We start from the raw sequence: 19450 nt of genomic DNA, 5'->3' as shown, positions 1-19450 counted from the left end.
CTATACTGCGTCCAGACCATAGGCCGAATGCAGGGCGCGAACGGCCAGCTCGGCGTAGGCGGCGTCGATCAGCACGCTGATCTTGATCTCGGAGGTCGAGATCGCCTGGAACTTCACGCCCTTGTCGGCCAGGGCCTTGAACATGGTTTGGGCGACGCCCGCATGGCTGCGCATGCCCACGCCGACGACCGACACCTTGGCCACGTCCTCGTCGACGCGGATTTCCTCGAAGCCGAGCTGCTCCTTGGCGGCGGTCATCAGGTCGGCCGCGCGCACGGCGTCGCGACGGCCGGTCGTGAAGGTCAGGTTGACCGTTCCGGCGGTGCGCGACTGGCTCTGCACGATCATGTCGACGTTGACGTTGGCCTCGGCCAGGCGCGTGAAGACGTCGGCGGGGGCGTCCACCCGGTCGGACAGGCCCAGCAGGGTGATGCGGGCCTCGTCACGGCTCATGGTCACACCGGACACGATGCGTTTTTCCACGATCTCCTCCTCGTCGCAGATCAGGGTTCCACCCTTGTCGGGCATGACGCCATTCGCGTCGGGTTCGATAAAGCTAGACAGGACGCGGACCGGCACCTGTTTCGCCATGGCCAGCTCGACCGAGCGAGTCTGCAGCACCTTGGCGCCCAGGGACGCCATTTCCAGCATCTCTTCGTAGGACACCTTGGCCAGGCGGCGCGCGCGGTTCTCGATGCGCGGGTCGGTCGTATAGACGCCGTCCACGTCGGTATAGATGTCGCAGGGGCAGCCCAGGGCCGCCGCCACGGCGACCGCCGAGGTGTCCGAACCGCCGCGTCCCAGGGTGGTGATCTTGCCGTCCGCCGTCACGCCCTGGAAGCCGGGCACGATGGCGATCTCGCCGGCGTCGACGGCGGCGCCCAGCTTCTCGCCGGGGATGTCGATGATGCGGGCGCGGGCGTGGGCGTCGTCGGTCAGGATCGGCACCTGCCAGCCCATCCACGAGCGGGCGTTGAAGCCCATGTTGCGCAGGGTCGCAGCCAGCAGGCCCGAAGTCACCTGTTCGCCCGAGGCGACCACCACGTCATATTCGTCGTCGCTGAGCGGCAGCCCCGCAGCGGCCGGTCCGGCGCCGTCGGTCCAGGCGACCAGTTCGTTGGTCTTGCCCGCCATGGCGGAGACGACGACGGCGACCTGTTTGCCCGCCGAGACTTCGGCCGCGACGATCCGCGCTGCGCGGCGAATGCGTTCGAGGTCGCCCATCGAGGTGCCGCCGAACTTCATCACCAGTCGTGTCGTATCGGGCCGCGTCATCGTGGCGTTCCGCCCCCTGCTTGCGTGAAAGGGCGCGAAGGTTCATCCCTCGCGTCATGACCGCTTCTAACGGCGCCGCTCCGTCTCGCCTACCCCAACAGGGGCATGGTTTTTCGCAAAATTCGCCCGAAACGGCGTTCGGCGCATCGATCGACCCCGCCGACGTGGCGCGCTTCTCGGCCCAGGCGGCCGAATGGTGGGACGCGCACGGGCCGTTCGCGCCGCTGCACCGCTTCAACCCGGCGCGGCTGGCGTTGATCCGCGAACAGCTTTGCACGCGGCTGGGCCGCGATCCCAAGGCGCGGCGGCCCTTCGAAGGTCTGACCCTGCTGGACGTGGGATGCGGCGGCGGACTGATCGCCGAGCCGATGCGACGGATGGGCTTTGACGTCACCGCCATCGACGCCTCGTCCGAGAACATCGGCACGGCCCGCGCCCACGCCGACATGGTCGGCCTGGATATCGCCTACCGCGCCGCCACCGTCGAACAGATCGAGGCGGAAGGGGCGGGGCCGTTCGACGTGGTCCTGACGATGGAGGTGATCGAACACGTCGCCGATCCCGAAGGCTTCGTGCGCGCCTGTTCGCGCCTGGTCCGGCCGGGCGGGGTGATGATGGTCGCCACCCTGAACCGCACGCTGAAGTCGCTGGCCCTGGGCAAGGTGGCGGCGGAATACATCCTGCGCTGGGTTCCGGCCGGCACCCACGACTGGCGCCAGTTCCTGAAGCCCGAGGAAATCCGCACGATGCTGGCCGCCGAGCCGGTGGCGGTTGAGGGGCCCTACGGCCTGAACTACGACCCGCTTCAGGACCGATGGAGCCAGACCGACGATGCGGGCATCAACTATATGATGGTCGCGACGCGCGCCTGACCCGGCTTTCCCTCCCCGTCCCGGGGAGGGTAGTCGCGCAAGCGACCGGGTGGGGGCGGCCAGGCAAGGCCGCAATGGCCTGAGCCACCGCAGACTTGCGACGTGTCGCCCTGCCGCCCCCACCCGGCTTCGCCTTCGGCTCAGCCACCCTCCCCCGCAGGGGAGGGAGAGGCGTCCGTCCGTCGCTAGACCTTCGAAGCCCGGCTGCGCGTCCAGGCGTACAGGCCGAACACCGCGACGGCGAAGCCGACGATGCCCGCCAGCATGGCCGGCCAGGCCGAGCCCTCGGGCAGCATGGCGAAGGGCGCGTCGTCCTTGGTCGCCACGATGACCCCGGCGGTGAAGACGCCGAACAGGCTCTCGCCCACGATCAGGCCCGAGGCCAGCAGCACGCCCATCCGACGCGCCACGTCGGCGTAGCGGGTGGATGACACCGCCTTGTCGTAGATCCACCCGGCGACGGCGCCGATGACCAGCATGGTGGTGACCGCAGCCGGCAGATAGAAGCCGATGCCGACGGCCAGCGGCGGCAGCTTGACCTTGCCCTTGCTCGCCTTCGACACGACCGCGTCCAGCACGATGATGACCACGCCGATCGCCGCGCCCAGACCGATCAGGTCCCAACGCAGGTCGCCGCCGATGACGCCGCGCGCCAGGGCCGAGATCAGGGTCGCCTGAGGCGCCGCCAGGGTCTTGGCGCCTTCCACGATGGCGGGCGGGCCGCCCTCAAAGCCGAAGGCCTGGTTCAGCAGGTTCAGGATGAAGGGGATCACCAGGGCGCCGGCGCCGACGCCGACGATCAGCGCCACCTGCTGGCGCCACGGCGTGGCCCCGACCAGCTGGCCGGTCTTCAGGTCCTGAAGATTGTCATTGGCGATGACGGCGACGGCGAAGACCACCGCCGTCACGATCAGGGCGAAGGCGATGATCGACGGATCGGCCGGCACGCCGGCGATGGCCATGACGCCCAGCATCAGCAGCGAGGCGATGACGATGGCCAGGATGCCGACGCCCGACACGGGGCTGTTCGACGAGCCGATCAGACCGGCCATATAGCCGCAGATGGCCGCGACGGCGAAACCGATCAGCACCACATAGACCAGGCCGCCGATCACCAGGAGCGGCGTCGAAGAGGCCAGCGCCGGGGCGCTCTGGGCGAACCAGGCCAGGAGGCCGGCGATACCGACCAGGCAGGCGACCGAAACGCCGCCCACCAGTTTGATGGGCAGGTCCTGTTCGGTGCGCTCAAGCACTTCGCCGTGGGCGCGTTTGGCGTTGGCGGCCAGCGCCGAGGTCAGGCCGCCGATCAGCGGACCGGCCAGTTTGATCAGGGTCCAGATGGCGGCGACGCCGATGACGCCAGCGCCCATGAACCGCACCTCGCGCGCCCAGACGGTGGTCGCCAGCTCCTCGGCCGGCGCGCCGGCGGGCAGGGTCGAGGCGATCGACGGGATGCCGTGCGCCGTCAGCCAGGCGATGGTGTCCGGGCTGGTCAGGATCGGCACGGCGATGGCCCAGGCCAGCACCAAGCCGAACAGCTGCGCCAGACCGACCGTCAGGCCGATCAGATGCCCGGCGCCCAGCAGGGCGAACTGCATGCCGAACCCCATGCCGGTGGCCCCGCCGCCAAGCGCGGCCGGCAGCTTGAAGAACTTGGCCGCTTCGCCCGCAAAGACCCGACCCGCGACCAGCAGGGCGTAGCCTGACGACACCACGGCGCCGGCGACCACGACCCACAGGCCGGACTTGTTCTCGCGCACCGCGCTTTCGGTCTGTTCGGCCCCGCGCGAGCCGACCTTCAGCACCTCGGCGGCGGCGACGCCTTCGGGGTAGGGCAGGCCGCCGTTGACGACCAGCGCCCGGCGCAGCGGGATCGAGAAGGTCACGCCCAGCACGCCGCCCAGGATGCAGATCGCCACCGACTGCCAGAAAGGAAACTCCAGCCACCAGCCGATCATCACCAGGCCCGGCAGGACGAAGATGATCGAACTCATGGCCCCGCCGACCGAGGCCACGGTCTGGACGGTCATATTCTCCCAGATGGTCGAGGTGCGGAACGCCCGCAGCACCGCCATCGAGATCACCGCCGCCGGAATGGCCGAGGCGAAGGTCAGGCCGACCAGCAGACCCAGATAGGTGTTGGCGGCGGTGAAGATCACCGCCAGCAGGCAGCCCAGCACCAGGGCGCGGAGCGTAAGTTCTAGCCGGCCCTTGGGGGCGGCGGCGGCGTCTGTCATATGCGAGGTCCCACGTTTGCGCGGACGTAAGCGCATTCTGTCGCAGGCGGCAACTGGTCGCGGTCAGATGCGGGCGCCCCCGCCGCTTGGCCCCGCGACCCGGACGGGCTAGGACCGGGCCATGCCCGAACTTCCCGAGGTCGAAACCGTCCGACGCGGCCTGACGCCGGTGCTTGAGGGCGCGCGGCTGTCGCGGGTCCGGATCAACCGGCCCGACCTGCGATTTCCCTTCCCCGAGCGCTTCGTCGAACGGCTGGAGGGGGCGACGGTCCTGCGGATCGACCGGCGGGCCAAATATCTGCTGGCGCCGCTTTCGACCGGCGAGACCTGGATCACCCATCTGGGCATGACCGGCCGCTTCACCCTGGACGGAACCCTGCTGGGCGAGTTCGAGGAGGCTGCGCCCATCGCCGGCAAGCACGAACATTTCAGCGGCTGCGCCATCCGCGATGGGGCGGCGACCCGCATCGGATACGCCGACGCGCGCCGGTTCGGCTTCATGGGCCTGATCCCCAGCGATCAGGTCGAGACCCACCCTTGGTTCGCCGGCCTGGGGCCCGAACCGCTGGGCAACGGCTTTTCCGGCGCCCATCTGGTCGAGGCCTTCGCGGGCAAGAAGCAGAACATAAAGGTCAGTCTGCTGGACCAGCGGATCGTCGCCGGTCTGGGCAATATCTATGTGTGCGAGGCCCTGTACCGCGCCCGGATCTCGCCCCTTGTCGCGGCCGGATCGGTGTCGAAGGCGCGGCTGGAGCGTCTGGCGACCGAGGTCCGCAACGTCCTGAACGACGCCATCGCGGCGGGCGGCTCGACCCTGCGCGACTTCGCCAACGCCGAGGGCGGCCAGGGCTATTTCCAGCACCGCTTCGACGTCTATGGCCGCGAGGGCGAGCCTTGCCGAGGAAACGGGGGCCGAGGCGACGAATGCACCGGCGTGGTCGCCCGCATCGTCCAGGGCGGCCGTTCCACCTTCTACTGCCCCTCCTGCCAGAGGCGATAAGCCTTCGAGGTCCGACCCATGCGCAAAATCCACCTGTGGATCAGTCTGATCGTCGGCGTCCTGGTCTGGGGCGCCTATTTCGTCCACTTCGTCCAGGGTTTGCGCGCCGGCGATCTCGGCGACCTGATCTGGTGGTTCGTCGCCGCCCTGGTCGTCGCCGCCGTCGCCGAGGCCGCCGCCACCGGCCTGATCGCCCGGCTGTTGCGCCGCCGCGCCCGCGTGCTGGACGAGGGGCCGACGCTTCAGGCGGCGCTGAAGGCGGGTCATGTCGCCCTGATGCTGCTGGTCGGCCTGGTCTTGCTCTCGGCCCTGGTCCTGGCCCTGTCGTCCGTCTTCGGCTGGACGCTGGACCTGTCGGGCGCGCGGGGTCAGGTGATCGCCGCCAATCTTCTGCTGGGCATGGTGGTCGTGGTCGAGCTGGCGCGCGCCGCCCTGACCCTGGCCCTGATGCCCCGACGGTAGCGCCTGCGCTAGCGGGCCCCGCCGCGCGCCTGTATGACCGCCGTCAAAGGAGACCGACCATGGCCGACGCCTATTCCAACCTGCTGATCGAACGCCACGCCGACGGCTATGCGGTGGTGACCCTGAACCGGCCCGAGGCGCTGAACGCCCTGAACTCGGCCTTGTTCAAGGATCTGGCCGACTTCCTCGACAGCGTCGAACAGGACGACAGCGTGCGCTGCCTGATCCTGACCGGCTCGGGCGAAAAGGCCTTCGCCGCCGGCGCCGACATCAAGGAGATGGCGGACCAGACCTATGCCCAGATGTACACGGGCAACTATTTCGCCCTCGGCCACGACCGCATCACCCGGTTCAGAAAGCCGATCATCGCCGCGGTCAACGGCTTCGCCCTGGGCGGCGGCTGCGAACTGGCCATGCTGTGCGACTTCATCGTCGCCTCGGACAAGGCGAAGTTCGGCCAGCCCGAGATCAACCTGGGCGTCGCGCCGGGCATCGGCGGCTCCCAGCGCCTGACCCGTCTGGTGGGCAAGTCCAAGGCCATGGACATGGTCCTGACCGCCCGCATGATGGATGCGGCTGAAGCTTTAGCGTCGGGCCTGGCCTCGCGCGTCTTCCCGCACGACACCCTGCTGGACGAAACGCGCAAGATCGCCGCCAAGATCGCCTCGCAAAGCCCGCTGGCGATCATGGCCAACAAGGAGATGGTCAACGCCGCGCTGGAGACGACCTTGACGCAAGGGATCCAGTTCGAACGCCGCCTGTTCCACTCACTGTTCGCCTTCGAGGACCAGAAGGAGGGCATGTCCGCCTTCGTCGAAAAGCGCAAACCCGAGTTCAAGGGGCGATAGGTCGCAGGCGCGGGTCAACCGATCGCCGTGATCGGGCGTTAGGGGCGAATGATGATCCGCCTCCTCGCCTCGCTCCTTGCGACCCTGTTCGTCCTCGCCCCCGTCGCTGTCCAAGCCCAATCCCAGGCCCAAGCTCAGGCCCCGGCCTTCAGCTCCAGCCGCATCATCGTCGAGACGCGCGGGCGGGGGCCGGACATCATCTTCATCCCCGGCCTGGGCTCGACCGGCTCGGCCTGGCGTTCGACGGCGGATCGGCTCGATAACCGTTACCGGGTGCATCTGGTCACCCTGCGCGGCTTCGGCGAGACGCAAATCGGCGACAATGTCAGCGGCGGTCTGGCCGGCCCCGCAGCCAGCGAGATCGAACGCTACATCCGCGAGCAGCGCATCGACCGTCCCGCGGTGATCGGCCATTCGCTGGGCGGCCAGATCGCCCTGCGCGTCGCCGCCGACATGGGCGACCGGATCGGGCGCGTCATGGTGGTCGATTCCTCCCCCTTCTTCCCGTCCCTGATCGACGCGCGCACCACATCGGATCAGGTCGAGCCCCTGGCCCGGCTGGGCTATCAGGCCCTGCTCCTGTTCGGCGATCAGGCCCTGAAGTCCCAGGTCGCGGCCTTTGGCGTGGACATGGGTCTGGCCGGCGACATGGTGTTCCAGGGGCTGGGGCTTCAGGGCGGCGACCGGCGCGTCCTGGCCCAGGGTCTGTATGAGGCCCTGACCGTCGATCTGCGCCCCCGCCTGTCGCAGATCACCGCCCCGGTCACTGTCGTCTATGGCTGGACCCGCGATCCCGACGCGCCCCGCAACCGGTTGGAGGGGCTGTATCGCTACGGATTCCAAGGCCTGGCGCGCACGGCCCGGTTCGAGCGGATCGAAGGCGCCGAGCACCAGGTGATGATCGAACAGCCGCAGCGGTTCCTGGCGGCGGTGCAGCGGTTCCTGAGCTGACGCTCAATCCTTCAGCGCATCCACGACCACACCCTCGGTCAGCAGTTGCGGCAGGATTTCCGGCTCGGCCCGACCCGGTCGATACAGCAGATACAGCGGCACGCCCGAGCGCCCATGCGCCTGAAGCTCGCGGGTGATGGCGTCGTCGCGTCGGGTCCAGTCGCCGACCAGATAGGCGGCGTTTGCTTTGCGCATGGCGTCGGCCACACGGGGGGAGGACAGGGCCGCGCGTTCGTTGATCTTGCACGTCACGCACCAGTCGGCGGTCAGATTGACCAGCACGGGGCGTCCCGACGCGGTCGCTGCCTTCACCGCCGCCGCCGTCCACGGCTGGGCGGCCAGCGGGCCGCTGTCGCCTTGGGGCGTGGCGTCCGCATATCGCGCTGCGCCGGCCGCAACGCCTGCTAGGCCCAGCGCCAGAACGCCGACGACGATCGCGCAGATCGTGGTCAGGATCGGACGTTCATCACGCTGACGCGCCGCTTGCGCCAGGCCTGTCAGCCAGGCCGCCAGGGCTAGCAGCAGCGCCGCCGTCAGCAGCAGGCCCAAGGCGTCGACGCCGCTCTGTCGCGTGAACACCCACAGCAGCCACAGCGCCGCCCCATACATGGGAAAGGCCAGCAGACCCTTCAGCCGCTCCATCCAGACGCCCGGTCGCGGCAAGCGCGACAGCAGGCCGGGCGAAAGGCTGACCGCCATATAGGGCAAGGCCAGACCCAGCCCCAGCATCAGGAACACGGCCAGCGCCATTGGCCAGGACAGGACCAGGGCCGCGCCGAGCGCTGCGGCCATGAAGGGCGCGGTGCAGGGCGCCGCAACCACCACGGCCAGCACTCCGGTGAAGAAGGCGCCCGCCGATCCGGGCAGGCGCGACAGGGGGCCGGACCCCGCGTTCTGCAATCCGGCGCCCACATGGAAGACGCCCGACAGGTTCAGCCCGACCAGCAGCATGATCAGGGCCAGGGCCGCGACCACGCCCGGCGACTGAAGCTGGAACCCCCAGCCGATGGCCTGACCTGCCGCCCTCAGCGCCAGCAGGACGCCGGCCAGAACCAGGAAGCTGACCAGCACCCCGGCGGTGAAGGCCAGGCCGTCGCGCCGCGCCCGCGCCGGATCATGCGCCGCCGCCGACAGCGACGCCGCCTTCATCGCCAGAACCGGGAAGACGCAGGGCATCAGGTTCAGCACCAGCCCGCCCAGCAGCGCCAGGCCCAGTGCCTGAAGGAAGACCAGAGCGCCGGTCTTCGCCGGCGCGGCCGTAATTTCGTCCAGCGGTTTCAGCGCCGCGCCGCCTTGGGCGCCTGCCAGAGGCGCGCCCGGCTCCGCCGTGATCTCCCACGCGCCCTTGTCGGTCGCCAGGACCCCGCTCAGCGCCGTCTGCGTGGCATCCTTGCCGGCCGTCAGGGTCAGGGTCAGACCATTGGGGCCCCGCTGGCCCGACTGGGCCGCCGCATGGTCGATCCGCCCGCCGTCGAAAGGATAGAAATAGACTCGGCCGATGTCGGCGCCCGCCTGGTCACCAGATAGCGGCCCGCCGGTCGCGGTCAGAATCAGCTGGCCGCCCTGACGCGTGACGCGCGCCTCGATCCCGGCCGGGCGCGGCGCGGTTTCGACCAGCTGTTCGATCTCCTCACCCCACGGTTTGGCCAGGGGCGCTGCGCCCTCGCGCACCGGCAGGGCCAGCGACAGGGTCATCGGCTCGGGCACGCACATCTGGTCGCTGCACACCAGAAACAGCACGTCCGTCGTCAGGGTCAGAACGTCGCCCGGCCGCGCCGTGGGCGGCACATGGATCGGCACGGGCAAGAGCACCGCGCCCGAATAGCCATAGTTCATCAGGCTCATCAGCCGCTGGCGGCTGGGCAGGGGCCACAGGATCGGATCGGCCGTCACCCCGGCGGGCAGGGTCCAGATCAGGCTGGTCGCACCGCCGCTATCGCCGGGATTGCGCCAATAGGTGTGCCAGCCGGGCGCGATCTTCTGGCGCACCGCCACCACGGTCGTCGAACCAGGCGCGACCCATTGCGACATCGGGACCAGTTCGGCCTCGATCCGCTCGGTCCGCTGCGGTCCGAAGGCGACGACGCCCGTGGGCTGGCTCCGCACCGGCTGAGCGACGGTTGCAGAAACGCCCGTCAAACTAAACAGCAGGCCGAGGAGAAGAGCGAAGAGGCGCAAACGCGTGTTCCGGCAGGCGAGGGGAGCGCCGCAACCTAATGCGTCGCGCGTCCCCGCGCCATCGCTGCGCTCACCCCCGCGTCGCTCAGCGCGGATAGGCCTCGTAGATCACTTCCGCGCGGCGCCGCAGCGGTTCGTCATTGCCGGCTGCCGTTGTGGCGCCCGCGTCGCCTGCGGCGTTCAGCTCGAAGATCGGCGCCGGCATGCCCGCCTGGGTCAGCGCCTCGACCACCGTCCGAGCGCGTCGCTGCGACAGGTTCAGATTGGCTTCGGGCGTTCCCGTGGCGTCAGCCAGGCCCACCACGCGCACCTTGCGTACGTCGCAATCCTTCGCCTTGCTCGCCGCCGCCTTCAGCACCATCGCCGCCGGCTCGGTCAGCCGCGCCTGGTTCTCCAGGAAATAGATATCGAAACGCCCCGGCGCGCACAGCGATTCGCCCACCACCAGCGCCTCGCGCTTGGGCATGGGCGCGCACGCCGCCAGCATTCCCACGGCCGCCACAGCCAGACCCATCGATCGCTTCATCTCAGCCCTCCTCCGGCTCGGCCGGCCATTACGCAAAAAAGGCGGCCCGTCGTCCGACAAGCCGCCCCTTCAACCTAGCGCCGGCCGCGGGGTTCCGCGACCGGCATTTGATCACTGATCAATAACGGCGCGTACCGTTGTCCCAGTAGCATTCGTCCTGACGGTTGTCGTAGCAGTAGTAGTAGCGACCTTGGCTGTCGCGATAACGCTGCTGGTTGTTGCGGTCCTGGTTCGAGCCGCGGATGGCGCCGGCGGTGCCGCCCAGGGCGCCGCCGATCAGGGCGCCGGTCGCAGCGTTGCCGCCGCCGACGTTGTTGCCGATGATGGCGCCGGCGACGGCGCCCAGGCCGGCGCCGATGGCGCCCTGGCGGACGGTTTCGTTCGAGCCGTTGTTATAGCCGTACGGGTCGCTGGCGCAGGCCGAAGCCAGCAGGCCGGCGCCGGCAATCGCGATAATCGCCTTTTTCATGATGAATTCCTTTGTCCCTGGGTGTTAGCCCCTGTGGGCAGCAAACGTGTCCTCGCGGCATAGGTTCCGCGTCGGCAGACTGCATCCGCAACTATGGTGACGCTTGGGCGGAACGACGGCGCCTGCGGGGCGTTCGGCCGCCATGACCGATGTCGCCCAACCCCCCTCCGACGCAGACGACCAGCCTGCGTTGACGCCCCACGCGCAGATCCGGCACGCCGTGATGCTGGTCAATCCGCTGTCAGGCAGCGTCGGTCCACGCGCCGCCGGCGAGGCCGAAGCCCTGCTGGGGCAGTATGATCTCAAGGCCGAGGTCGTGTCGTTCGAAGGGGGCAACTTCGATCAGGTCATCGCCGACGCCTTCGCCGCCAAGCCGGACGTGATCTTCGTTCTGGCCGGGGACGGCACGGCGCGCTCGGTGGCGTCGAAGGCCAAGCCTGACGGTCCGATGATCGCGCCCCTGCCGGGCGGCACGATGAACATGCTGCCCAAGGCGCTGTATGGCACCGCCGACTGGAAGCTGGCGCTGAAGCGGGCGCTGGAGGAGGGCGAGCCCCAGGCCGTTTCAGGCGGCGAGGTTCAGGGCGAATATTTCTACTGCGCCGCCATTCTGGGATCGCCGGCGCTGTGGGCGCCGGCGCGCGAGGCGATGCGGACCGGCAAGATCAAACTGGCCTGGCAATACGGCCGTCGCGCGCTGAAGCGCGCCTTTTCGGGGCGCCTCCGCTTCGCCCTGGACGGCGGGGAAAAACGCCGGACCGAGGCGCTGGTGCTGATCAGCCCGATGATCTCCAAGGCGATGGAGGACCCCATCGGACTGGAAGCGGCCGCCATGGACCCCAGCGATGCGACCCAGGCCTTCCGCCTGGCCGCGACCGCCCTGTTCAGCGACTGGCGCCACGATCCGGCCGTCTCGACCCGACCCGCGAAACGGATCGAGGTGCGCGCGCGCTCGAAAATTCCCGCGGTCATCGACGGCGAGCCGCTGCTGTTGAAGCCGGAGGCCGTGATTCGCTTTGTGCCCAAGGCCTTCAAGGCGCTGGCGCCCAAGCCGCCGTCGGCCGAGGACAGTATCTGATGGGCCGCGTTCTTCAGTTCTCCGACGTTCATTTCGGCTGCGAGCACAAGCGCGCCTGCGCCGCCGCTCTGGAATACGCCCACGCGACGCCCAACGATCTGGTGCTGATCACCGGCGACATCACGCAAAAGGGTTTCCCCGACGAGTTCAAGGCGGCGGGCGAATGGATGCGGGCCATGCCCGAGCCGCGCTTCGTTATCGTGGGCAATCATGACGTGCCCTATTGGGACGCCGTCGCGCGGGTCTTCCATCCCTGGCGCGCCTTCGAGACCGAGACCGGCTTTCCCGCCCACGATGGTCAGTTCCGCAGCGACACGGTCATGGTGCGCGGCGTCGTCACCGCGCGCGGCTGGCAGGCGCGCCCCAACTGGTCGAAGGGGGTCATCGACCTGGACCAGACGCGGCGCGCGGCCGAGGCCCTGCGTCAGGCGCCGATCGGCGCGCTGCGGATCCTGGCCTGTCACCATCCGTTGATCGAGATGGTCGGCACGCCGATGACCGGCGACGTCAAGCGCGGCGACGAGGCGGCCCTGATCTTCGCCGAGGCGGGGGTCGATCTGATCATGACCGGCCACGTCCATGTGCCGTTCGCCATGCCGATCCCGCTGGCGGATCGCTGCTCCTACGCCGTCGGCTGCGGGACGCTGTCGCATCGCGAGCGCGGCGCGCCGCCTGGCTTCAACCAGATCGACTGGGACGCCAAGACGATCACCGTCACGGCCCTGGCCTGGGATGGAACGAGCTATCGCTCGCATCAGGTGTGGCGACTGCCGCGCCGTCAGGACACCCGCAAGGCGACCACCGCGCCCAGCCCGGTCGAGCCCGGCGCGCTGGAAAAGGCGGCGGTCTGAGCCTGTCTCCTCCCCATTTCATAGGGAGGTGGCTCGAAGCGTAGCGGAGCGACGGAGCGGTTTCTTGCTGCATCGCAGCGCCGGTGCGACTTCAAGAGCCCCTCCACCCCGCTTCGCGCGGTCCCCCTCCCCACGCTGTGGGGAGGAGACGGCCGGGATCACCGGAATGGCGGCTCGTCGAAGGCGCGCAGTTTGCGCGAGTGCAGCTTGGAGCCTTCGCTGCGCATCAGGTCGACCGCCTGGATGCCGATCTGCAGGTGTTCGGAGATCGAGCCTTCGTAGAAGCGGTTGGCCTGACCCGGCAGTTTGATCTCGCCGTGCAGCGGCTTGTCCGACACGCAAAGCAGCGTCCCGTAGGGTACGCGGAAGCGATAGCCCTGGGCCGCGATGGTGGCGCTTTCCATGTCGATGGCGACGGCGCGGCTCTGGTTGAAGCGCAGGGCCGACTTGGAATAGCGCAGCTCCCAGTTCCGGTCGTCGGTGGTGACGACCGTGCCGGTGCGCAGGCGCAGCTTGACCTCGTCGCCGGGCATGCCGCTGACCGACTTGGTGGCGTCATACAGGGCGCGCTGAACCTCGGCGATCGACGGGATCGGAATGTCGGGCGGCAGCACCGCGTCCAGAACGTGATCGTCGCGCAGATAGGCGTGGGCCAGGACATAGTCGCCGATGGTCTGGCTGGCGCGCAGGCCCCCGCAGTGACCGATCATCAGCCAGACGTGCGGACGGGTGACAGCCAGGTGATCCGTGATCGTCTTGGCGTTGGACGGGCCGACGCCGATGTTGACCAGGGTCACGCCCTTATGGCCCGGCGCGGTCAGGTGATAGGCCGGCATTTGGTGCTTCTTCCAGGCCGTGTCGCTGATCGCCGCCTCGGGGTTGGGCGTGTCGCGCGTGATCACCACGCCGCCGGCGCAGGACAGGGTCTGATACGGCGAGCCGGGCGTCCGAAGCTGCTCGATGGCCCAACGCACGAACTCATCGACGTAGCGATTGTAATTGGTGAACAGGACATAGGACTGAACGTCGTCCACCGGCGTGCCGGTGTAGTGCTTCAACCGCGCCAGCGAGAAGTCGGTCCGCAGGCCGTCGAAGTGCGACAGGGGGAAGTCGCCGCCCATTTCGAACAGGCCGTCGGCGATCTCGTCGCCGATATGGGCCAGGTCCGTGGTGGGGAACCAGCGCGCCAAGGCCGCCGTCATCGACCGGTCCAGCGCGACCTCCAGCCCATCGGTCACATAGGGGAAGGGGATCTCCTGGCGGGACAGGCCGACCTCGAAGGTCGCATTATATTCCTGCTCCAGCAGGCCCAGCTGTTCGGTCAGATAGGGGCGGAAAAGGTCGGGCCGCGTGATCGTGGTCGAATAGCTGCCCTGTCTCGACAGCCGGGCGTAGGCGCGCGGCTCCAGGTCCTGGGGGCGATCCCCGTCCCAGCGGATGCGAAGTTCGGGATAGGCGAACACCCCTTCGGCGCGTTTGACCGGATCGGGCCGCGCGCCGGTGTTGACGAAATCCCGCACGGCGTCGCGCAGGTTGGTCACGGATTGGGTGTAGAGGGTTTCGAGGCGGTCCAGCGCCGCCTGTGCTGTCATCTGTTCTGTCATGACTTCCTCTAGCGAAGCTTCGCGGCTTTGGCGAGGCGCCGGGCCTTCAAACCCGATTTCGCTGCATTGCAGCAATTTTTGACGGGCGTGCGGTTGCTGATCGGGGCGTGACGGCGCATCTGGCCCGGATGTCTTCTTCCCTTGCGTCAGCGCCCGCCAAGAAGGAGCTCGGCTTCGTCGAGTTCGTCTGTCTCATCGCCCTGATGATGGCGCTGAATGCGCTGGCGATCGATTCCATGCTGCCGGCCCTGCCGCACATCGGCGCCGACCTGAAGGTGGCGACCGACAACGATCGGCAATGGGTGGTTACGGCCTATCTGCTGGGCTTCGGCGGGGCGCAGCTGTTCTACGGTCCGTTGGCGGATCGGTTCGGCCGAAAGCCCGTCCTGCTGTTCGGCGTCGGCGTCTATGTGATGTTCAGCCTGCTGGCGACCCTGGCCCCGACGTTCGAGACGCTGATCATGGCCCGCGTCGGCCAGGGGCTGGGCAGCGCCTGCACCCGCGTGCTGGCCGTCTCCATCGTGCGCGATCGGTATGAGGGGCGCACCATGGCGCGGGTCATGTCGTTCAGCTTCCTGGTCTTCCTGGGCGTGCCGATCCTGGCGCCGTCGCTGGGTCAGATGATCATGCTGGTCGGGCCGTGGCGCTGGATCTTCGCCGGGCTGGGCCTGATCGGGGTCGGCCTGATCGTCTGGGCGTCTTTGCGTCTGCCCGAGACGCTGAAGCCCGAGGATCGCCTGCCGATCCAGGTCAAGCGTCTGACCGCAGCCTACAAGATCGCCCTGACCGACCGCACGGCCGTCGGCTACACCCTGGCCATGACGGCGATCACCGGGGCCCTGTTCGGCTTCATCAACTCGTCGCAGCAGATCTTCGCCGACGTCTTCCATGCCGAGGCGGCGTTTCCGGCGGTGTTCGCGTTGATCGCGGGCGGCATCGCCGTGGCCTCGATCGTCAATGCGCGTCTGGTGGTGAGGCTGGGTTCGCGCAAGATTTCGCACACCGCCCTGATCGGCTTCACCAGCATCGCCGCCATCCATGCGGGGGTGGCGATCAGCGGTCATGAATCGATCTGGACCTTTGCGGTGCTGCAGACCCTGACCATGTTCTGTTTCGGCCTGATCGCGGGCAATTTCGGATCGATGGCCATGGAGACGATGGGCAAGATCGCGGGCACGGCGGCCTCGATCCAGGGCTTCATCTCCACCATCGTCGGCTCGCTGCTGGGCTTTGCGGTGGGCCAACAGTTCAATGGCACGACCATTCCGATGTCGGTCGGCTTCACCGTCTTCGGTTTGATCGCCCTGGGTTGGGTGCTGTTCGCCGAGCGGGGACGGCTGTTCCGGGCTCATCACGCGCCGGTCGCCGCCAAGGCTTGATCTTTTTCGCGTTTCCGCGCGTTCTCCGGGCCAATCGTCAAGATCAGCCCAGGAAAACCTCGATGACGCTGAAAGCGCTCGGTCTCGTCTCCGCCCTCGCCCTGGCCGCCGCCATGGGTCTGAGCGCCTGCTCCACCACAACGGGAGGGTCGGCCATGACCCCGCCCGCCATCGCCCCAGCGCCCGGTCCCGAAGCGGTGGACGTCCACACCCACGCCCGCCCCGAGATCGCCCGCGTCGTCGATGTGGCCCTGGATCTGACCGCCGACTTCAACGCCAAGACCCTGGCGGGCACGGCGACCCTGGACATCCTGGCGATCCCGGGCGCCAACGAGATCGTGCTGGATATCCGCGACCTGGACATTCAGGACGTGCGCGACGCGGCGGGTCAGCCGCTGCGCTATGTCGTCGGCGACAATGACGCCGTTCTGGGCCAGCCGCTGACGGTCTATTTCCCGGCCTTCGCCGCCAATGAGCGACGCAAGATCACCATCCGCTATTCGACCCGCCCGAACGCAGCGGCGCTGCAATGGCTGAACCCCAGCCAGACGGCCGGCGGACAGAAGCCCTATCTGTTCAGCCAGGGCCAGGCGATCCTGACCCGCACCTGGGTGCCGACCCAGGACAGCCCGGGCATCCGCCAGACCTATTCGGCCCGCATCACCGCGCCGGAAGACCTGACCGTGGTCATGAGCGCCGATCACCTGACGCCCAACGGCGAGCGGGCCGCAGACGGCATGAAGACCTGGCGCTTCCGGATGGACAATCCGATCCCGCCCTATCTGATCGCGCTGGGCGTCGGCGACATCGCCTTTGCGCCGTTCGACGGCCGCACCGGGGTCTGGACCGAGCCCAGCCGCCTGCGCGCCGCCCAGTGGGAGCTGGAACCGACCGCCCAGATGGTGACGGCGGCCGAGAAGCTGTACGGCCCCTATCGCTGGGGCCGCTATGACCTGTTGGTCTTGCCGCCCTCCTTCCCGTTCGGCGGGATGGAAAATCCCAAACTGACCTTCGCCACCCCGACCATCATCGCCGGCGATCGCTCGCTGGTGTCGCTGGTCGCGCACGAACTGGCGCACTCCTGGTCGGGCAATCTGGTCACCAACGCGACCTGGAACGACTTCTGGCTGAACGAGGGCTTCACCGTCTATTTCGAGAACCGGATCATGGAGTCGGTCTATGGCCATGACCGCGCCATGCAGGAGCAGGTGCTGGGCTGGGACAGCCTGCAGGACACGCTGAAGTCCCTGCCGGCGGCGGACACCCGCCTGCATCTGGACCTGAAGGGCCGCGATCCCGACGACGGCATGAACGACATCGCCTATGAGAAGGGCGCCCTGTTCCTTCGCACCATCGAACGCACCGTCGGGCGGGATCGGTTCGACGCCTGGCTGCGCGGCTATTTCGATCGCAACGCCTATCGCCCGATGACCACGGCCATGTTCCTGAAGGACATCCGCGACAACCTGATCAAGGGCGACGCAGCGCTGGAAAGCCAGTTGCAGATGGACGCCTGGGTCTATCAGCCGGGACTGCCGTCCAACGCCGTCGCGCCGGTGTCCCACGCCTTCGAGCCGGTGGACGCGGCCGCCGTCGCCTTCTTCAAGGACAAGGGACCGGCCTCGGCCATTCCGTGGGCGGACTGGAACACCCAGCAGCGCCAGCGCTTCCTGGGCTGGCGTCCCGAGGGTCTACGGACAGGCGCCGACTGGCTGACGGACGCGCAGCTGGCCGATCTGGAGCGCACGCTGAACCTGGCGAACGAAGGCAACGCCGAACTGACCTTCGCCTGGCTGCAGATCGCCCTGGCCCATCGCTATCAGCCGTCGGTCGCCACGGCCGAGAAGTTCCTGACCAGCCAGGGCCGTCGCAAGTTCGTCCTGCCGCTGTTCCAGACCCTGTGGAACGAGGGCGACTGGGGTCGCAGCAACGCGCGGCGCATCTACGCCGAGGCCCGGCCGCTGTATCACCCGGTCACCAGCGGTTCGGTCGATCAACTGGTCGGACGGCCGTAAACCATCGGCAGCGTCTCCTCCCCACAGCGTGGGGAGGAGGACCGCGAAGCGGTGGAGGGGTTCTTCAAGTCCCACGGGCACAGGGGATGCGCGAAAAGCCCCTTCGTCTCTCCGCTGCGCTTCGAGCCACCTCCCCATGACATGGGGAGGAGACGATGCTCAGCCATCATAATGCCGCTGGTCCATCCGCAGCGATTTCAACCGCTTGCCGATTTATGTCCCCCGTCTCCCATCCACGGGGTCAAACGGCCCCATAATACGCCCGTCTCGTCGCATCGGAGGGCTCGCCTGGCCTGCGACCTTGCGGCGGCGAGAGCGGAGGGAACGGGGGCGATGGTGAAATCCCGTCGCGGCGCCGGGGCTGATCGGCCGGGGAATCGCCCCGGCGTCCGCAGTCGCGTCGCAGGGTCGAGGGGGATACTCGGCCGAACCGGGGATCGGGGATCGCTGCTCCGACCCGCCCGTCGCAGGCTTATGGGGTTAGGCGATAAGACCGCCACCGCTCGGCGCCCCGAGCTTGCAGGCCAACCCACCGCGCGGAGCGTCACACCCTTCGTCGAAACGGTACTTACAAACTCACACTCCGGGCGAAGGCCCGGCACTCCGCCCAGCCCTCCAAACTTCGCTGCGACCGCGCGAGGATGAAGACGCTTGCCCGCGTTGCGGTGCGGCGCCCTATCGTCTATCCCGCCGAAACAGATTTCGACTGGAGCTTTCCCCATGGCTGACCTCGCCCCCGGCGTCGTGACCCTCTTTGGAGGTTCGGGCTTTATCGGGTCGCAGGCGGTGCGCGCCCTGGCGCGTCGCGGCTGGCGCATTCGGGTGGCCGTGCGCAACCCGGTCCTGGCGATCGAAATCCAGCCGCTGGGCGATCCCGGACAGATCCAGTTCATGCGCTGCGACATCACCAACCCGGCGGATGTGGCGCAGGCCGTGCGCGGCGCGGACGCCGTCGTCAATCTGGTCGGCGTCCTGCATGACGCAGGCGGCAAGCGCGGCTTCGACGCCGTCCATACCGAGGCGGCCAAAACCATCGCCGAGGCCGCCAAGGCGGCGGGCGTGCAGCGCCTGGTCCAGATCTCGGCCATCGGCGCCGACGCCGCCAGCCCCTCGGCCTATGGTCGCACCAAGGCCCAGGCCGAGGCGGCCGTTCGCGCCGTCTATCCGGACGCGGTGATCCTGCGTCCGTCGCTGGTGTTCGGCGCTGGCGACAGCTTCCTCAATCGCTTCGCCGCCATGGCGACGATGGCGCCGGCCCTGCCGCTGATCGGCGGCGGCGAGACCCGGTTCCAGCCGGTCTATGTCGGCGATGTCGCCGAGGCCATCGCGCGCGGCGTGACCCGCGCGGACGCCGCCGGCCGCACCTATGAACTGGGCGGGCCGAGCCTGTACACCTTCCGCGAGGTGCTGGAGCTGGTGCGTCGTGAGACGGGCCGCGACCGGATGCTGGTTTCGGTGCCCTTCATCGTCGCCAAGCCCCTGGGTTCGCTGCTGCAACTGAGCCGGTTCGTCGGCATCACGCCGCCGCTGACCCGCGATCAGGTGCTGATGCTGGAGAAGGACAATGTGGTCGCGCCCGACGCCCTGGGCCTGAGCGCCCTGTGCATCGACCATCCGGCCGGCATGGCGGCGATCGCCCCGTCCTATCTGTGGCGCTACCGCGTCGGCGGCCAGTTCGCCGAAGCGCCCGCCCACTGAACCCTCC

Annotated in this window: 16 protein-coding genes; 10 read left to right on the top strand and 6 right to left on the bottom strand. The window is 68.5% G+C overall.

The annotated features are described in order from the left end of the window. Positions 1 to 1275, bottom strand: a complete 1275-nt coding sequence (locus tag DT343_RS10645) for an aspartate kinase (protein ID WP_017505449.1) — start codon at positions 1273 to 1275, stop codon at positions 1 to 3. 56 nt (positions 1276 to 1331) lie between these two features. On the opposite strand from DT343_RS10645, the gene ubiG reads away from it, so the two are divergent. Then, positions 1332 to 2147, top strand: coding sequence for a bifunctional 2-polyprenyl-6-hydroxyphenol methylase/3-demethylubiquinol 3-O-methyltransferase UbiG (gene ubiG, locus DT343_RS10640; protein ID WP_112862871.1), 816 nt, complete (start codon positions 1332 to 1334; stop codon positions 2145 to 2147). 185 nt (positions 2148 to 2332) lie between these two features. Here the strand turns inward: ubiG and DT343_RS10635 are convergent, their stop codons facing one another. Continuing rightward, the gene (locus DT343_RS10635) at positions 2333 to 4384 is read right to left on the bottom strand and encodes an OPT family oligopeptide transporter (RefSeq protein WP_112862870.1); all 2052 of its coding nucleotides are present in this window, start codon (positions 4382 to 4384) and stop codon (positions 2333 to 2335) included. A 121-nt stretch (positions 4385 to 4505) separates the two neighbouring features. On the opposite strand from DT343_RS10635, the gene mutM reads away from it, so the two are divergent. From mutM to DT343_RS10615, 4 genes are read left to right on the top strand one after another with little or no spacing between them, the layout of a single operon-like run. Then, positions 4506 to 5384 (top strand): bifunctional DNA-formamidopyrimidine glycosylase/DNA-(apurinic or apyrimidinic site) lyase, encoded by an 879-nt coding sequence (mutM, locus tag DT343_RS10630; protein ID WP_112862869.1) that lies wholly within the window; start codon positions 4506 to 4508, stop codon positions 5382 to 5384. Positions 5385 to 5402: 18 nt separating this feature from the next. After that, positions 5403 to 5846, top strand: a complete 444-nt coding sequence (locus DT343_RS10625; protein ID WP_039245786.1) for a hypothetical protein — start codon at positions 5403 to 5405, stop codon at positions 5844 to 5846. A 59-nt stretch (positions 5847 to 5905) separates the two neighbouring features. Next, positions 5906 to 6694 (top strand): enoyl-CoA hydratase-related protein, encoded by a 789-nt coding sequence (locus DT343_RS10620; RefSeq protein ID WP_112862868.1) that lies wholly within the window; start codon positions 5906 to 5908, stop codon positions 6692 to 6694. 51 nt (positions 6695 to 6745) lie between these two features. Next, the gene (locus DT343_RS10615; protein WP_220116676.1) at positions 6746 to 7645 is read left to right on the top strand and encodes an alpha/beta fold hydrolase; all 900 of its coding nucleotides are present in this window, start codon (positions 6746 to 6748) and stop codon (positions 7643 to 7645) included. A 3-nt stretch (positions 7646 to 7648) separates the two neighbouring features. Here the strand turns inward: DT343_RS10615 and DT343_RS10610 are convergent, their stop codons facing one another. The 3 genes from DT343_RS10610 to DT343_RS10600 all read right to left on the bottom strand — a co-directional run bounded on the left by DT343_RS10610 (position 7649) and on the right by DT343_RS10600 (position 10818). Further along, positions 7649 to 9823, bottom strand: a complete 2175-nt coding sequence (locus DT343_RS10610) for a protein-disulfide reductase DsbD family protein (protein WP_258522558.1) — start codon at positions 9821 to 9823, stop codon at positions 7649 to 7651. An 85-nt stretch (positions 9824 to 9908) separates the two neighbouring features. Further along, positions 9909 to 10349: an OmpA family protein gene (locus DT343_RS10605; protein WP_200918615.1), complete on the bottom strand. Its 441-nt coding sequence runs from the start codon at positions 10347 to 10349 to the stop codon at positions 9909 to 9911. Positions 10350 to 10467: 118 nt separating this feature from the next. After that, positions 10468 to 10818, bottom strand: coding sequence for a glycine zipper domain-containing protein (locus DT343_RS10600; RefSeq protein ID WP_112862866.1), 351 nt, complete (start codon positions 10816 to 10818; stop codon positions 10468 to 10470). A 142-nt stretch (positions 10819 to 10960) separates the two neighbouring features. Here DT343_RS10600 and DT343_RS10595 point away from each other — a divergent pair, with 142 nt between their 5' ends. Then, on the top strand, positions 10961 to 11896 hold the full coding sequence (locus DT343_RS10595; RefSeq protein ID WP_112862865.1) for a diacylglycerol/lipid kinase family protein: 936 nt from the start codon (positions 10961 to 10963) through the stop codon (positions 11894 to 11896). Next, positions 11896 to 12747 carry a metallophosphoesterase family protein gene (locus DT343_RS10590; RefSeq protein WP_112862864.1) on the top strand — a complete coding sequence of 284 codons (852 nt, stop codon included), beginning with the start codon at positions 11896 to 11898 and terminating at the stop codon, positions 12745 to 12747. The genes DT343_RS10595 and DT343_RS10590 overlap by 1 nt, the downstream gene beginning before the upstream one ends. 158 nt (positions 12748 to 12905) lie before the next feature. Here the strand turns inward: DT343_RS10590 and DT343_RS10585 are convergent, their stop codons facing one another. After that, on the bottom strand, positions 12906 to 14351 hold the full coding sequence (locus tag DT343_RS10585; protein ID WP_055754590.1) for an AMP nucleosidase: 1446 nt from the start codon (positions 14349 to 14351) through the stop codon (positions 12906 to 12908). Between the two features lie 128 nt (positions 14352 to 14479). On the opposite strand from DT343_RS10585, the gene DT343_RS10580 reads away from it, so the two are divergent. The 3 genes from DT343_RS10580 to DT343_RS10570 all read left to right on the top strand — a co-directional run bounded on the left by DT343_RS10580 (position 14480) and on the right by DT343_RS10570 (position 19443). Further along, positions 14480 to 15730 carry a multidrug effflux MFS transporter gene (locus DT343_RS10580; RefSeq protein WP_112863784.1) on the top strand — a complete coding sequence of 417 codons (1251 nt, stop codon included), beginning with the start codon at positions 14480 to 14482 and terminating at the stop codon, positions 15728 to 15730. Positions 15731 to 15792: 62 nt separating this feature from the next. Next, positions 15793 to 17745, top strand: coding sequence for a M1 family metallopeptidase (locus DT343_RS10575; protein WP_112862863.1), 1953 nt, complete (start codon positions 15793 to 15795; stop codon positions 17743 to 17745). A gap of 720 nt (positions 17746 to 18465) precedes the next feature. Continuing rightward, positions 18466 to 19443 carry a complex I NDUFA9 subunit family protein gene (locus DT343_RS10570; protein ID WP_112862862.1) on the top strand — a complete coding sequence of 326 codons (978 nt, stop codon included), beginning with the start codon at positions 18466 to 18468 and terminating at the stop codon, positions 19441 to 19443. The last annotated feature ends 7 nt before the right edge of the window (positions 19444 to 19450 follow it).

This window comes from Brevundimonas vesicularis (assembly GCF_900445985.1).
In the GTDB taxonomy this organism is placed as follows: domain Bacteria; phylum Pseudomonadota; class Alphaproteobacteria; order Caulobacterales; family Caulobacteraceae; genus Brevundimonas; species Brevundimonas vesicularis_D.
The sequence above is the reverse complement of the archived record's forward strand: the minus strand, read 5'-3'. Positions and strand labels throughout refer to the sequence as shown.